We start from the raw sequence: 15867 nt of genomic DNA, 5'->3' as shown, positions 1-15867 counted from the left end.
TTACAGGGCTTCTATCCATTTAAATATATGGAACTTTTAAAACCGGAAAGGGAGTGCTCGTAATGGCAAAAGCAGAAAAAGAATTAGCAGAAATCAAAACAAAAAAGGTGAAAATGACACCAAGTGAGGCTATTGTAGAAACTTTGGTCAAGGAAGGTGTCACACATATTTCCGGGATTTTGGGATCGGCATTTATGGATCTATTAGACTTGCTTCCAACTGCCGGGATCCGCTTCATCGGTGTGCGGCATGAGCAAAGCGCTGCCCACATGGAAGATGCCTATACTCGAGTTAGCGGAATTGCAGGAGTAGTGATTGGCCAAAATGGGCCAGGAATCACCAATATGGTAACATCTGTTGCCGCTGCGAATCAGGCACACACCCCTATGGTCGTTATTTCTCCATCAGCGGGAACACCTACAGTCGGATGGGACGGTTTCCAGGAGTGTGATCAGGTTTCAGTTTTTAAAGCAATTACAAAGGAAACCGTTCGGGTCACACATCCGGGGCGTGTGGCAGATTGCCTGAGGACTGCCTTTAGAATCGCTTACGCAGAGAGAGGTCCAGTGCTCTTTGATATTCCGCGGGACTATTTTTATGGGGAAGTAGAAGATGTCATTCTTGAACCGCATCAATATCGTGTTGATAATAGGGGCTGCGGATCATTAGAGCAGATTGATCAGGCTGTGGATTTGATTGCTTCTGCCAAGAACCCAGTCATCATTTCCGGCAGGGGAGTAGTGGATTCAGATGGAATAGAGGCAGTGAAGGAAATTGCCGATCACTTAACGATTCCTGTAGCTGTTTCATATATGCATAATGATGCTTTCCCGGCAAATGAACCTTTAGCGGTAGGACCTATTGGATATATGGGGTCAAAAGCAGCTATGAACACATTAAAGGATGCAGATGTGGTGCTGGCTATCGGTACTAGATTATCTGTATTTGGAACATTGCCATGCTATGACATTGATTATTTTCCGAAAAACGCAAAGATTATCCAAATTGATATCAATCCACGCAATATCGCCAGGACCCATCCAGTAGAAATTGGGATCATTGGAGATGCAAAAGCAGCTTCTGTTGAAATCGCAAAACGGCTAAAAGAAAAAGTACCAAGTAAGCAATTCAATTCTGAAAGAATGGCAAGAGTCACAAATGAAAAAGAGCAATGGGATAAAGAACTTGTGGATCTGGCCATGGTGGAAGGAAATCCAATCAATCCGCGCAGGGCGCTCCTGGAGCTTACTAAGGTCCTTCCGGAAAACGCGATTGTTACTACAGATATCGGGAATGTATCTTCTACCGCAAATGCCTATTTAAAATTCAATTCCGGCCGCCAGCATGTGGCAGCCTTAACATTTGGGAATACAGGCTTTGCCTATCCTTCAGCATTAGGCGCTAAGCTTGCAAATCCGAATAGCCCTGTAGTGGCCATCGTAGGGGATGGCGCATGGGGAATGAGCCTGCATGAAGTAAGTACGGCTGTAGAGGAAAACATTCCAGTAGTGGCATGTGTTTTTAATAACAATGCCTGGTGTGCAGAAAAGAAGAACCAAGTAGATTTCTATAATAATCGCTTTGTAGGAGCAGATATCCAGAATCCCGACTTTGCAGAGGTAGCAAGGTCCATGGGGGCACAAGGAATTAGTGTAGATAAACCTGAGGATGTAGGGCCAGCCATTCTCCGGGCTATAAAATCCAATAAACCGACAGTCATTGATATTCAGGTGGATGGCACTCAATTGGCACCTCCATTCCGCAAAGATGCGTTAAAGATGCCGACTCGCCTTCTGCCGAAATATGCTCACCTTGATCATAAAAACTGGTAGGTAAAATGGAAGGAGCTTAATAGATTTTTGATTAAGCTCCTTTTTAAAGGAAAGCTTACGAGTTTGAAGAGATCGTTATTATGCTGATGTTAGAAAGTTCCTATGACGCGGACTGACCGATATATTAGAAAAGATGGCCGATTAAAATAAAAAATGACCGATAAATCCTAAATCTGACCTATAATCATAGGGAAGTGACCAATATAGTGGAATCCAAATAAAAGATATTACTGTCAATAATTTACAGAATATTAAGAAAAAATAAAGGGGGCAGTCGATGGGCTGGTATTTTGGATACATTTTGGCGTATTTCATATTCATGTTTGCAATTGGAATCTATTATTTTACAAAAATAAAAACCTCAGACAGTTATTTAATTGCAGGCTGGAATATGGGTTTTTGGAATATTGTCGGCACAATCATCAGCACGAATTGCGGCGCTGCTGTTTTTATTGGCTGGATTGGAATGGGATTCACAATGGGCGTATCGGGATTTTTTAAATTTGCTTTACCAGCCATGCTTGTCAGTATGCTCTTGATCTTCTTCTTTAGCCGTCCATTAAGAAGACAGAGATTATATACACTGGCGGACCTATTTAGTGAAAGATTTGGATCAAAAACCGGTATCATTCCATCAGTGTTATCTGCTTTCATTTACTCAGTACCCACTACTGCCCTGCAGATTGTAGGGATGAGTACCGTATTCAGCATTGCTTTTAATATGAATGTGAAAACTGGAATTGTGCTGTCTTTTATTTTGATTCTCGGCTTTACGATTTTGGGCGGCTTAGTAGCGACAATTGTAACGGATGCCATTCAAAGCGTAATTCTGATTGCAGGGATTGTTATGCTTGCATATGCCGCCTTGCAATTTGGCGGAGGAATGGAACACATTCTCAGTAACACGCCGAGAGATTTTTTGACTCCGCTTGGTGCGAATGGCCTTGGGGATGTACTGCTTTTTGCTCTTTCTGTGGCTCCGTTCTACTTGGTCTGGCAATCTACATGGCAGCGGATCTTTGCTTCTAAGACAGAAGATATCGCCATTAAAGCAGGCTTAACCGGTTATGCCATTACTTTATGTATTTCTGTGCTTCCTTATAGTATAGGAATTATGGCAAGGCAATTTGTGCCAGCCGATATTCACCCAGATTTAATTTTCTCCTATGTAACCGTGGAAATGCTTCCTCCGTATATTGGCGGCATTATTCTGATCGGACTCCTATCAGCACTTATGACAGGTGCAGACTCCTTCATTTTACAGGGAAGCTCTAATATTACTCAGGATTTGTATCACCGGCTATTAAATCCCAATGCAACAGAAAAGCAAATGATGTTTGTTTCCCGCTTGAGTGTAGTGATTATATCGGTATTATCACTGGCAGTTGCCTTTGCATTAACAGATATAGTCAGTATGTATCAATGGGCACTCAGGCTGTCAGCAACCACTCTGGTGTTTCCGTTTCTGGCTATTATGTTTTGGAAAAGGACAACCAACACCGCTGTCATTTCCAGCATGCTTCTTGCTTGTTTCACGACCATTCTATGGCCTCTTCTCCATACAGGAATAGATCAGACCATACCTGGCTTTATCATCTCTTTTTGTTCGCTTGTCATAATTAGTCTCTGGACAAAACATTCATCATCAGAAAATGTAATAGCTGTTTACTGGGAAGACCTTCCTTCAGCAAATAGAAAGATAGACGCTATCGATTCAGCAGAAAACAAAGCTGTCTAAATAAGGAGGGATAAGGGTGAGTATCCTTATCATAAAAAATGCAAATATCATCACGCTTGATCCACATAATACTAAGGCAAAATCACTGCTTGTCAGAAATGGCATCATCGAAAAAATTTGGAATAAAAACGAGCCGCATCGTACGGAAGTTCCAGACGGTCCTGATATTGAGATCCTGGATTTGAAAGGGGCTGCGCTGCTTCCTGGTTTTATAGACACTCATAGTCATTTATTAATGTACGGTCAAATGCTGAATTATGTTGATTGCAGATCCCCACGGAATAATAACATTGGTGATATAAAGGGAGAAATAGCAGAACGGGCCGGTAAAGCGAAACCTGGGGCATGGATCATGGGGTGGGGTTATGATGATACCCTCTTGGAGGACAAGAGACATCCGAACAGGTCTGATTTAGATCAGGCAGCTCCGGACAATCCCGTTTTTATCCGGCATATTTCAGGGCACTTTGGTGCTGCCAATTCCAAAGCTCTTGAATTGGCTGGAATCGACGAAAGCATTTCGAATCCGCATGGCGGGTACTTTACACGCGATGATAATGGAAGGCTGGATGGTGTCATTCATGAAATACCTGCCCTGGAATTTATTTTTCCAGTCCTGCCTTCTCCGTCAAGTGATGAACAAATCAAAAATATTGGGAATGCGGCGAAGGTGTACCTGTCTCAGGGGATCACCACATGTACAGATGCCGGTGTGGGCCTTGACAGAGGAATAGAGGAATTAAATGCGCATATAGCGGCCATTAATTCAGGAAAGAATCCGATGAATATGCGGCTAATGATCTTGCATCATCTTTTAAGAGAGGGAAGTGCTTTTTCCGGTTATACTGCAGATCAGCTGGATCTTGAATTAAAAAGACGCACTAAAAACAGAGCTTCACTGGATAGTGCCAAATTATTTCAGGATGGATCCATCCAGGGACTTACAGGTGCACTCCGCAAACCCTATCATTGTGATGAATCTGTATATGGTGAGCTGCTGCATGATCAAAACAAATTTGCAGAAGAAATGCTGGATCTCCATAAGAGAGGATTTAGGATTGCGATTCATGGAAATGGAGATCGGGCAATCGGATCTATCCTTGAGGCTTTCGATTATGTTTTGTCAAAAAGTCCGATGGAAGACCACAGGCATCGGATTGAACATGTACAGACTGCCGGAAGTGAAGACCTTGATGCCATGCAAAGATTAGGTGTAGCAGCTTCGTTTTTCATCAATCATGTTTACTATTGGGGAGATCGGCACCGCAGAATATTCCTGGGTGAAAAGAGAGCGGCTAGAATTAATCCTTTGGCTGATGCGGTTGACCGCAATTTGCTGTTCACACTGCATTCTGATTGTCCTATTACCCCAATTTCGCCCCTGTTTTCCATATGGGCGGCTGTGAACCGCATCACTTTAGAAGGTGAAGTGCTTGGAGATGATCAAAAAATTGATGTTCTGGAAGCTTTAAAAGCGATGACATCTTACGGGGCAGCTCTGAACTTTGAAGAAGATTCTGCTGGCACCATTGAAGAAGGAAAAAGAGGAGATTTTGTTGTCCTGGAGGCCGATCCTCTAACTTGTCCAGCAATGGAATTAAAAGATATTCCTATCTTGGCGACGATTATTTCCGGTAAGGTTGTGTGGGAGAATACAGAAAAAGCTTATATTCATTCATAGATAACCACTATTGAAAAACTCCTTAATACTGAAGCAAAAGCCGGGGGTCAGCTTTTGCTCCGTTTAAGGATGAGGCATTAGCTCAACAAGATTAAGCAGTCCTTAATAGATTTGAGAGAAGCCTTAATAATGGAGGGGAAAACATGGAAGAAAGGGTACAGCTGGAAAAAACGTTTAAGCCGCAATGGGTGTGGGCTATCGCGCTTGGTTCTGCCATTGGCTGGGGAGCATTTATTCTGCCAACTGAATGGATGGGGAAAGCAGGGCCGATCGGTGCGGTGATCGGGTTAACCATTGGTGCTTTATTAATGATGGTGATTGCTGTCAGTTATGGGGTTTTAATTGAAAAGTATCCTGTTTCCGGCGGAGAATTTGCTTATGCATATATCGGGTTTGGGAGGAATCATGCTTTTATTTGCGGATGGTTTCTGACTCTTGGCTATATTTGTATTGTCGCCCTGAATGCATCTGCATTGGCCTTGCTCGGAAAGTTTATGCTTCCCTCGCTTACAAATATCGGTTTGTTATATGAAATAGGCGGCTGGCAGGTTTATCTGGGTGAAGTAGCAATAGCGACAGCAGCACTCCTGATCTTTGCCTATTTTAATATAAAGGGTGCTTCCATATCTGGTAAACTCCAATATATATTCTGTATTATCCTTGTTGCCGGTGTGTTTCTGCTTACCTTAAGTATGTTATTAAGTCCATCTTCAGATCTGTCAAATCTTCAGCCTTTTTTTAAGCCCGAGATTCCTGCCCTAACTGGAATCATCGCAATCATCGCTATTGCTCCATGGGCATACGTTGGTTTTGATAACATTCCGCAGGCGGCTGAAGAGTTTAATTTTCCTCCTAAGAAGGCATTCATGCTTATCATATATTCGTTAATTGTAGCCTGTATCTTATACTCCTTTATGATTATTGCAACAGCAGTGGCAATGCCATGGCAAAACCTTGTTGCCGGAAAGCCGATTTGGGGGACAGGTGATGTCATCTCTGATACTTTAGGTGCCTTCGGAGTACTTCTGCTCGCAATCTCCCTTTGTATGGGTGTATTCACAGGGCTTAACGGATTCTATGTATCTTCCAGCCGTTTATTGTTTGCGATGGGGAGAGCTAAAGTAGTTCCTAAAGTATTTTCCAGGCTTCATCCGAAGCATGGCACCCCATATGCAGGAGTTCTGTTCACATGTGCCGTGTGTCTGTTTGCCCCATGGTTTGGGCGTCCCGTCCTATTATGGATTGTTGACATGTCAGCAACAGGAGTAACCATTGCCTACTTTTATACTTGTTTCACAGCCTATAAGCTATTCAGCTGGACAGATGCAGCCGATGGAAAAATGGTCTCACCCGGCAAAAAACTGGTTGCTCTGATAGGTGCACTAAGCGGTCTTTCATTTCTTGGATTGCTGCTCATTCCTGGGTCTCCATCAGCACTTGGAGCACCTTCACTGATCGCCTTACTTGTTTGGACAGTATTAGGATTAGCTTTCTATCTATATAAAAGGAAAGAATATAAGCAAATACCTAAAAGTACACTTGATTATTATATTTTAGGGAGTACAGAGAAAATTGGGAAGGAGGATAAGACTGACACTGATACCCAGGTTAGTATCAAAATAGATGCTTAAGTGCTTAAGGTCAGCCGCTGATAAATCTATTAAACTGCCGTAAATTGGTCTGTCAATTAACAGGGTATGAAGTTTTGGGCAAGAGCTGGATTCCAATTCTAGTGCGAAGACGGGCGGATTAAGACAGGAGAGACCGGAAATAGCCTGTTTGTGTCCGAAAACGGGGCAGGTTCAGACAGGAAGAACGAGAAATAACCTGTTTGTGTCCGAAGACGGGGCAGGTTCAGACAGGAAGAACGAGAAATAGCCTGTTTGTGTCCGAAGACGGGGCAGGTTCAGACAGGAAGAACGAGAAATAGACTGTTTGTGTCCGAAGACGGGGCAGGTTCAGACAGGAAGAACGAGAAATAGACTGCTTTTGTCCGAAGAAGAGGCAGGTTCAGACAAGGAGAACCGGAAATAGACTGTTTGTGTCCGAAGACGGGGCAGGTTCAGACAGGAAGAACGAGAAATAGCCTGCTTTTGTCCGAAGAAGGGGCGAGTTCAGACAGGAAGAACGAGAAATAATCTGTTTGTGTCCGAAGAAAGGGCAAGTTCATACAGGAATAAGTATAGCCCCAATCATTATGTGATTGGGGCAAATTGTTATTTATAAAGTTTAATCACAAAAACTTAACTACACAGCCTGCAGCTCTACTATAATCCTGCCAATGTCTTTATTGTCTTGATGATATAAATTCCATCAGCTTCCTGCTGGTATGTTTCAGGGCTTCCTCATGATAGATCATGTAAAAGTCCCGCTGCATTGTAATTCCGTCTATATTTAATTGCTTTAAAGTACCGAGCCGAAGTTCTTTTTTTACAGCAGATTTTGAGATGATGGAAATTCCTAATCCTGCTTCTACACAGGATTTTATGGCTTCGGTGTGTTTCAGTTCCATAATGACATTCAATTTGGATGCATCTACATGGCATCTTCTAAAGGAATCCTCCATCACTTGCCTTGTTCCTGATCCTTTTTCACGGATAATAATAGGAACTGAGAGCAGCTCCTCGATGGTTATATTGTCCGTCTTAATGAATTTATTTTCAGGAGAGGCTATGATAATCAACTCATCTTTGGCAAATGGAACTTGTTTTAAGGCTGGGTAGGAGAGCATGGATTCAATGAATCCTAAATTGATTTCATGATTTAACAGCTTCTCAACGATATGCCTGGAGTTGTATACATTTAAATGCAGGCTGACTTTTGGATAAAGACTCGAAAAGTCGGCTAATAAAAAGGGGAGGACATGCTCCCCGATGGTTAAGCTGGCTCCGACCTTTAAGTCCCCATGTACACTTCCCTTTAGTTCTTCAAGTTCATTTTCAGTTTCATTCATTAAAGCTATCAGCTTTTTGACTTTATGATAAAGGATTTCGCCTGCAGGAGTCAGCGAGATTTTTTTTGTTGTCCGTTCAAAGAGCTGACAATCCCACTGTTCTTCGAGTTGTTTGATTTGAAGGCTGACACTTGATTGAGAGAGGTGAAGATCCTTCGCAGTCTGGGAAAAGCTTTTATTATTTGCGGTGACATAAAATACTTTCAAATAGTCGAGGTTCATAAGTATTCTCCTTCAATCCTGTAACTTCCCTCTCTATTGTAATCGATAGAGGGACATTTAAAAAATTTTATATAGCAGGAGCAACAGAGGGGTTATGGCAAGAAGACCCAGAAAGCCTGCTATGGCAACAGCCACTGGTTTAAAGCCTACTTTCACGAAGTCTTTCCATTTAATATTAAGCCCAAGCCCTGCCATTCCCATTGCGAGGAGGTAGGTGCTAAGCAATAAGAAGATGCTGATGATGCTGCCGGGGATGGAGAAAAGAGTATTGATCAGGCTGGTAAGCAGAAATCCAAAAATAAACCATGGAATTGGCAGCTTCCCTATATTCCGGCTTTTGCCGGTGTTTTTTCTGCTGTAAACAAAACTGATAATAAGGGCAACTGGTATCAGCAATAAGACTCTTCCGAGTTTAACCAGTATGGCAGAGTCACTGCTGGCATCTCCGCCTGGAACACCTGCCGCCACTACATGGGCAAGTTCGTGCAGTGTTGCGCCGGCTAATACACCATATTCCTGCTCGCTAATAGGCAGCAAGGGAAATAAAACAATATACAAAATGGCCCCAATGGTTCCTAAAACCGCTATGCATGAAACTGCAACTGCGGTTTGCTCTTCCTTGCTTTTGACAATAGGCGCAATCGCAATAATGGCTGCCGCTCCGCAAATAGCAGTACCTGCAGCAAGCAAAGCTGACAATTTCTTATTGATTCTGAACGCTTTGCCCAAAAGCAGGATGAAACTCATGGTAAAGACGATGACCACAACATCGATGATCATGATTGAAAAACCTGCTGATATAATTTCCTGCAAATTCAGCCTAAAGCCCAGTAAAATAATCCCTGCACGAAGCAGTACCTTGCTTGAAAACTGAATACCTGAATGAGCGTCCGCAGGTACAGATAGCGTATTTCCCCAAATGCCTCCCATCAGAATGGAGAGGATCATGATTCCGAGAATGGAGAAAAAGGGAAGATTGGCAATTTGGCCAGCCAGAACCGCAAGGATGAGGGTCAGCAATAATCCTTTCGCAAACCCGATAGCCTTTTGTTTTTTTTTAGGTTCTTCTATTACATATTCTTGAATTTTTTGTGCTTCCACAGAAAGTTCCCCTTTCGTTCATTTGATACCTTAACCGTATCATAGGAAAGGAAAACCGCTTCACCGATTGTTTAATAAGGCTTATTGGATTTCTTAATGATTCAAAATGGTATCGCTTAAGCCCCTTTTTGCTGCAAAATCATGACTTCCTCTTCTTTTTCTTTCATTGATAGGAAAAGTACTCCAGCAATGATGAAAACACCGCCGAGCAGTTGATAGCTTCCGAAGGTTTCTTTTAGCCACAGGAAGGATATCAAAGCTGCCACAAGCGGCTCAATACTGGATAAAAGACTGGTTTCTGTGGGGGAAAGATACTTCAGACTTCCTATATAGAACAAAAAGGAGAGGGTGCTGATCACAATAATGGCAATTAACATAGATAATGTACCAATATTAAGGGCAACTGCCATGCTGGCAAAGCTGAATGATGGCATCAGTAAATATAGGACGATTCCGCCAAGCAGCATTCCCCAGCCTATGATTGTCATCGTTCCCCAGGTCTTAATGAGGGAAACAGGCTGCAATGTATAAAAGGCAAATCCCAGCGCAGTTAAAAATCCGATCCATAAAGCCTTATCTGTCAAGAGAATTTGGTCCAGAGATCCATTGGTAATAAGCAGAAAAATTCCTGATAAAGCGGTGACAATGGCCAGCAAATGGGTCTTGGATGGCCATCTTCTGGACTCGATTGCCACATAAATCGTGATCAGCACCGGACCAGCAAATTGAAACAGGGTGGCTGTAACGGCATTGCTCACCTGAATGGTTTCAATAAAAGCATATTGCCCTCCAAGCATCCCCAAAACAGCAAAAAGAAGTAGCTGTATCCAGTGGCGGGGATGTTTCCATATCGCAAATACATTTACTTTTCGGCATGATAAGAAAATGAGCGTGAAAATGCCTGCCGCAATCAATCTGATAACTAAATAATCGCTTGATGATAAGTGGGTCTCCTGAAAAAACCACTGGAGCATTGGACCAGATAATCCCCACAAAGAAGCACCGCTTATAATCATGGCCAGTCCCAGCCTGCGTGAATTGCTCATGTTGTATGTCTCCTTACTATATATGTAATTATCATGTATTATAGATAATAACTGGTGTTGTTAGAAGGGTCAGATTTTTATTATAGAAGGGGGCCAGATTAATGTCCGAGTTAACGCCAAATCTAAACTTTACAAGCGGTGAGCCACTATATGTGCAATTATATAAATATATTAAAAACGAAATTAAGACAGGCAATCTGGCGGTAAATGCAAAGCTCCCATCCAAAAGGAAATTTGCCCGTTATCTTCAGGTTAGTGAGAATACAATTGAATCTGCATATGAACAGCTTATGGCTGAAGGATACATCGAATCGAAGGCACGCAAAGGATATTTTGTGTGTGAAGTTGAACAATATCATTTTGCTTCAGAAAATGAAGAGCCTCTCGCTGAAGAAAAGCAGCATATAGAGGGTAAGTTCATGTATCATTTTACTCATTCCGGGGTGGATATCAGGACGTTCCCATTTTCTGTGTTCCGGAAATTAACAAATCAAGTCCTGACAAGGGATAATGGCGAGGTTCTAATGCTTGGCCATCCTCAAGGCGAGCAGGAGCTGCGGAACCAGATCGCGAAGTATCTCTATAAATCCAGGGGTGTAAATTGTTCCCCAAGCCAAATCATTCTTGGATCTGGAACACAATATTTAATGAAAACGTTATTACAGCTGCTGGATGGAAGTACTTTTGCTGTTGAAAATCCGGGATATCACCGCAAGCTCATCATCTTTGAAAAAGGAATGGACAATGTGAGGGACATTCCTCTCGATCAAGATGGACTTGTTTTATCAAAGCTGAAAAAGTCAGGAGCAAACATCGTCTTTGTCACTCCATCTCACCAATTCCCTTGCGGAATGATTATGCCTATTGCCAGAAGGATGCAGCTTTTAAAATGGGCAAAGGAAAAACCTGGACGTTATATCATTGAAGATGACTATGACAGTGAATTCCGCTACACGGGCAAGCCGATTCCTGCCCTGCAGGGATTGGATAAGGATGAAAAAGTAATTTATATGGGCACATTCTCGAAAGCCCTGCTTCCCTCTCTAAGGATTAGTTATATGGTCCTTCCAAGACCTTTGCTGAAGATTTATCAGGAAGATTATTTCTTTTATGCGCAAACTGTTTCCCGGACAGATCAGGAGATTTTAATAAAATTTCTTCAGGAGGACTACTGGGATAAGCATATCCAGAAAATGAGGGTCGTTTATCGAAAGAAAAGAGATATCCTAATTGCTGCCATATCGAAGTATTTTCCACCAGGTTCTGAAGTAATCGGACAGGACTCAGGTTTGCACATATTACTTCGGCCGAATAATGAAATGAATGAACAACAGCTGATCAGGAAAGCCTTAGAGGCAGGAATAAAAATTTATCCTGTATCTCAATTTGGAGAAAATGACGGTCACACTGTATTGCTTGGTTTTGCTTTACTATCTGAAGAAGAGTTATTTGAAGCTATAAGGGTATTGGCCAGGGCATGGTTTGAATTGTAAAACCTGAAAAATGGTGATTTAGCATTCGTAGATTATCAAAACCCATAATGTGGAGAACAGTTGCAGGATTTTTAAAGTAGTTATTAATGCTCATTTTATCAAGTAAAGCGAACTGTTTGTCCATTCAGTACGTTTCCATTTATAACAGGCTTAGCCTGAAAAATTAGATGGAGGTTTTCTTGAATGAAAAAGTTTTCTTTCCTGATGGTTTGTCTATTTGTTATGGCAGGTGCAGCGGGTTTTACGGCATTTTCGAATTCCGCAGAGCCGGCAAATTCTTCAGTTGAAGCCGCACAGACTGAAGCTGTTCAAGTTTATGGTCCAGGTGGTCCTTTGGGCCCGATAAAGGAGGCTGCAGAAAAGTTTTCAGCTGAAACAGGTATCAGGGTGAACGTAACGGCTGGACCGGAATCCAATTGGATTCAGCAGGCAAAGGAGGATGCTGACCTGATTTACGGAGGTTCAGAGTATATGATGCAAAGCTTTGTTTTTAACCACCCTGGAATGATAGACGAAAAATCACGAACAGAGCTGTATACTCGTGCTGCTGGTATTCTGGTGAGAAAAGGAAATCCCAAAAAAATAGAATCCCTAGAGGATTTAACAAAGCCAGGAGTTAAAATAGTGGATGTTAACGGTGCAGGCCAGCTTGGTCTTTGGGAAGACCTGGCAGGAAGAAAGGGCCTGATCGCTGGTTTAAATCAAAACATGGATATTTCAGTCAAAACCAGTGCTGAAGCCATTGATCTTTGGAAGACTAATTCAAAGCTGGTTGCATGGATCACATATGAGTCCTGGCATTATCGCTTGAAAGAGGAAACAGAATTAATCCAAATGCCGGAAGATGAAAAGATTTACAGAGGAACACCTATTGCTATTGCCAAAGCTTCGCAGCATAAAAAAGAGGCTAAAAAATTCATAGAGTATCTGCAAACGGAATCAGCCCATAAGATTTTTCAAAAATGGGGATGGAACTAAGTGAGTAAGCTGCTATTAAACATGCCTATTTTTCTATCGAAAAACAACAGGCTGTGACCTCTTATCAAGTTTGATATGAATACAAGAGGGAATGAAATGGGCGAGGAGGGATCAAATGAAAAAAATACTTTCATTTATATCCATTTTGGTGATTATTATATTGGCAGCGGGCTGCAGTTCCAATGGAGAGAATGAGAAGCAGGAAAATGCAAACAGCGAAAAAGCAAACAACGCAGACGGACAAATGGCTGATGAGCTTTTAAATGGCAGTGATGAGGTAATGGCGGTTCTGGATGATTTACAAGCTAATTTGGAAAATAAGGCGGAAAACTCGGAACTGATACAAAAAAAGGGCAAAGACCTTGAGGAAAACTGGGATGAGATTGAGAAGAAAGTGGAGGAGAATTTTCCAGAAGACTACGAAAGTATTGAAAAGAGCTTATATCCGCTAATTAGTGAATCTCAGAAAGATCAGGGTGACTCAGCAAAAATGAAAGATCTGGTTACCGAAACAAAGGAAAAATTAGAGTCATTTAATGAGAAATTAGCTGAAAAATAATGAGTTTAAACCTGCCCTAAATTTTATTGGGCAGGTTTATTTCATTATATTAGGTCCCCAGCACTTTTTGTCCTTGCGGCTGAGTGTTAAACGGATTAGGTTCCAATGTAATCCCAATATCTTCAAACGAATATTCTGGAGGCAGGCGGTAGGTGATAAGTCCGCTGCCGTTTTGATCAGGTATCAAAGTGCCAGCACTTTGCCGGTTTCCGTTTTTTAACAGCCATACTTGGTAAACCTCATTACCCTTCGTAATAGGCATATTATTCAAGGCAATGACAAGACTTGTTTCCGTACCTTCCTGAAGAAGGTATGCGCTGCCGGTTGCAGAAGCAGCTAAGCTTTGCCCTGTTAAGGAATAAGTCGTAACAATTTGTGTCGGATCAGCAGCTTTATTCTCTAATGACTTAATAGTATCTTTCAATTGAAGGCTGTTCCAATAAAACCCAATTAAACAAATGATTAAAATAGCTGTTACAGCAGTGGATAGGGGTGAGAAATGCCTTTTGGTAACTGATAAAATTCGTTCTTTAAAGCTAATCGGTTCGGCTTCTATTTTTTCTTCGTGTTTAAGAAATTTATTTTCTTCAAAGACAAAATCCATCACTTGTGACTTCAATGATTCCGGTACCTCTGTTTCTTCTACATCATAAGAAAGCATTTGCCATGTTTCTTGTATAGATTTGAGTTCCTGCTGGCATTTTGCGCATTTTAGCAGATGGTCTTCGAACTGTTTTTTATCTTGGTTATTAAGTTCATTTATAATATATAAAGATAAATTATCACATTTATTCTCCATGCCGAACACCTCCTATTTTCCCGCTGAAATTATTCCGCAGTTTCTTTAAGGCCTGATGCAGGCGGCTTTTAATCGTACCCAGCGGCTTTTGTTCAAGTTCTGCAATTTCACTTAAGGAGTACCCTTCCCAATATAATAAGTTGATCAGGCGCTGCTGAGGTTCAGAGAGATGTCGTTTTGCTTCTTGAATCTGCTGTTTTAGCTGATTTCTGGTAACTTGCTGCTGTACATCATCAGCTGGCAGACCTTGCATTTGCTGCCAGTCCTCAAGCTCCAATTGGACCGTTCCTTTATATTTTTGTTCTTTACGGATGAGATCTATGGAAATGTTTCGAGTTATGGTGAGAAGCCAGTTCACAAACTGTCCTTGGGATGCATTATAGGTGCTTTTTGTCGTCCAAAGCCGAAGGAACACCTGCTGAACAATTTCTTTCGTTTTTTCCGTATCGCCTTTGGTTATTTTTATGGAGAAGCTATAAATAAGCTTTACATATCGGTCATATAGCTCTTCAAGTGCTGGCCGATGATTTTGAACAATTAATTCTATAAGTTCTTCATCTGACTTAGACTTCATTGACGGAAATCGCTCCCTTGTTAAACGAAATTATTTAGTATAGATGTTAACATAGATTGACGGGAAAATTTGATGGGGGAGGAAAAAAAGAACTGCCGATAAACCAGGCAGTTCCTTCGGCAGTATCCATTATTGTGCAAATGATGTTTCGCTGTTAACAATAAACCAAACATCTTTGACGCCTTGTCCCTTTACATCACCAGATGTTCCGTCCTTTACGAAGTAGTAAAGCGGATAGCCCTTGTAGGTCGTTTGTTTCTCACCAGTGTCAGCGCGAGTAATCGTTCCGAAGTCTTCTTTATTAAATCCTTCCGGAACGGCAAAATCTTCAGAGTAGAAAGCAGGCCAGTTTTCAAGGCAATCTCCACTGCAATTTGATGTATTTGGCTGATCTTTTGCAAAGAAGTAAAGTGCCATACCTTTAGCATCTGTAAGATATTTACCAATTTTTTTGTTTTCCATCAGTTGAAGTTTCGCATCCGATTCTGCAAGATCTTTTTCTGACTCGTTGTTAACCGCTGTTGTTGTTTCTTGTGCTTGTTCTTTTGTACCTGTGCTTTCTGGTTTTTCCTGAGAGCTGCATCCTGCAAAAAGTATGCCAGCTAAAAGAATTGTCCAAAAATAAATTTTTGTTTTCATGTTTAATCCCTCCGTTATTTTTTCTTATCAAATACAGGTAACGCAGGGGAGGGGTAAACGGTTTTAAACAAAATTAAAATTTTTTAAGATTCCTTAAAACAGGGCGGAATCAACAACGCGTATTGTGGCATTGATAAATTTAACAATTTTATATTTGTATATAACTTTCTAATCTGACTAGCCTGATTTGAGTGCGCTGATGAATCAGGGGAAATAATACTAATGAAACAGCAGCCGGTCTTATGTGAACCG

General features: G+C 41.6%; 13 protein-coding genes. 7 read left to right on the top strand and 6 right to left on the bottom strand.

The features are described 5' to 3' along the window. The first annotated feature begins 62 nt into the window (after window positions 1-62). From xsc to AC0VZ9_RS17110, 4 genes are all read left to right on the top strand, one after another. On the top strand, window positions 63-1832 hold the full coding sequence (gene xsc / locus AC0VZ9_RS17125) for a sulfoacetaldehyde acetyltransferase (RefSeq protein WP_475396531.1): 1770 nt from the start codon (window positions 63-65) through the stop codon (window positions 1830-1832). A 277-nt stretch (window positions 1833-2109) separates the two neighbouring features. Beyond that, the gene (locus tag AC0VZ9_RS17120) at window positions 2110-3570 is read left to right on the top strand and encodes a sodium:solute symporter family protein (protein ID WP_019382714.1); all 1461 of its coding nucleotides are present in this window, start codon (window positions 2110-2112) and stop codon (window positions 3568-3570) included. Between the two features lie 16 nt (window positions 3571-3586). Beyond that, the gene (locus AC0VZ9_RS17115) at window positions 3587-5251 is read left to right on the top strand and encodes an amidohydrolase (protein WP_475396530.1); all 1665 of its coding nucleotides are present in this window, start codon (window positions 3587-3589) and stop codon (window positions 5249-5251) included. 143 nt (window positions 5252-5394) lie between these two features. Further along, on the top strand, window positions 5395-6882 hold the full coding sequence (locus tag AC0VZ9_RS17110) for an APC family permease (protein ID WP_475396529.1): 1488 nt from the start codon (window positions 5395-5397) through the stop codon (window positions 6880-6882). A gap of 656 nt (window positions 6883-7538) precedes the next feature. On the opposite strand, the gene AC0VZ9_RS17105 is transcribed toward AC0VZ9_RS17110, so the two are convergent. The 3 genes from AC0VZ9_RS17105 to AC0VZ9_RS17095 all read right to left on the bottom strand — a co-directional run bounded on the left by AC0VZ9_RS17105 (window position 7539) and on the right by AC0VZ9_RS17095 (window position 10573). Further along, window positions 7539-8426, bottom strand: a complete 888-nt coding sequence (locus AC0VZ9_RS17105; protein ID WP_009333736.1) for a selenium metabolism-associated LysR family transcriptional regulator — start codon at window positions 8424-8426, stop codon at window positions 7539-7541. 57 nt (window positions 8427-8483) lie between these two features. Then, a complete protein-coding gene (locus tag AC0VZ9_RS17100; protein WP_019382364.1) occupies window positions 8484-9527 on the bottom strand; it encodes a YeiH family protein in 1044 nt (347 codons plus the stop codon). Between the two features lie 116 nt (window positions 9528-9643). Next, window positions 9644-10573 carry a DMT family transporter gene (locus AC0VZ9_RS17095; RefSeq protein WP_009333738.1) on the bottom strand — a complete coding sequence of 310 codons (930 nt, stop codon included), beginning with the start codon at window positions 10571-10573 and terminating at the stop codon, window positions 9644-9646. Window positions 10574-10674: 101 nt separating this feature from the next. Between AC0VZ9_RS17095 and pdxR the strand changes: the two genes are divergently transcribed. From pdxR to AC0VZ9_RS17080, 3 genes are all read left to right on the top strand, one after another. After that, window positions 10675-12066: a MocR-like pyridoxine biosynthesis transcription factor PdxR gene (pdxR, locus tag AC0VZ9_RS17090; protein ID WP_009333739.1), complete on the top strand. Its 1392-nt coding sequence runs from the start codon at window positions 10675-10677 to the stop codon at window positions 12064-12066. 183 nt (window positions 12067-12249) lie between these two features. Continuing rightward, a complete protein-coding gene (locus AC0VZ9_RS17085) occupies window positions 12250-13044 on the top strand; it encodes an extracellular solute-binding protein (RefSeq protein ID WP_475396528.1) in 795 nt (264 codons plus the stop codon). Window positions 13045-13159: 115 nt separating this feature from the next. Next, on the top strand, window positions 13160-13603 hold the full coding sequence (locus tag AC0VZ9_RS17080) for an outer membrane protein assembly factor BamD (RefSeq protein WP_019382361.1): 444 nt from the start codon (window positions 13160-13162) through the stop codon (window positions 13601-13603). A gap of 49 nt (window positions 13604-13652) precedes the next feature. On the opposite strand, the gene AC0VZ9_RS17075 is transcribed toward AC0VZ9_RS17080, so the two are convergent. The 3 genes from AC0VZ9_RS17075 to AC0VZ9_RS17065 form a co-directional block, all read right to left on the bottom strand. Beyond that, window positions 13653-14402, bottom strand: a complete 750-nt coding sequence (locus AC0VZ9_RS17075; RefSeq protein WP_009333742.1) for an anti-sigma factor — start codon at window positions 14400-14402, stop codon at window positions 13653-13655. Beyond that, on the bottom strand, window positions 14392-14976 hold the full coding sequence (locus tag AC0VZ9_RS17070; RefSeq protein WP_009333743.1) for an RNA polymerase sigma factor: 585 nt from the start codon (window positions 14974-14976) through the stop codon (window positions 14392-14394). The genes AC0VZ9_RS17075 and AC0VZ9_RS17070 overlap by 11 nt, the downstream gene beginning before the upstream one ends. 129 nt (window positions 14977-15105) lie before the next feature. Next, window positions 15106-15615 carry a COG4315 family predicted lipoprotein gene (locus AC0VZ9_RS17065; RefSeq protein WP_475396527.1) on the bottom strand — a complete coding sequence of 170 codons (510 nt, stop codon included), beginning with the start codon at window positions 15613-15615 and terminating at the stop codon, window positions 15106-15108. Between the last annotated feature and the right edge of the window lie 252 nt (window positions 15616-15867).

Source organism: Cytobacillus sp. QJM3NY_8 (assembly GCF_056173585.1).
This window is presented reverse-complemented; position numbering and strand designations above follow the sequence as displayed.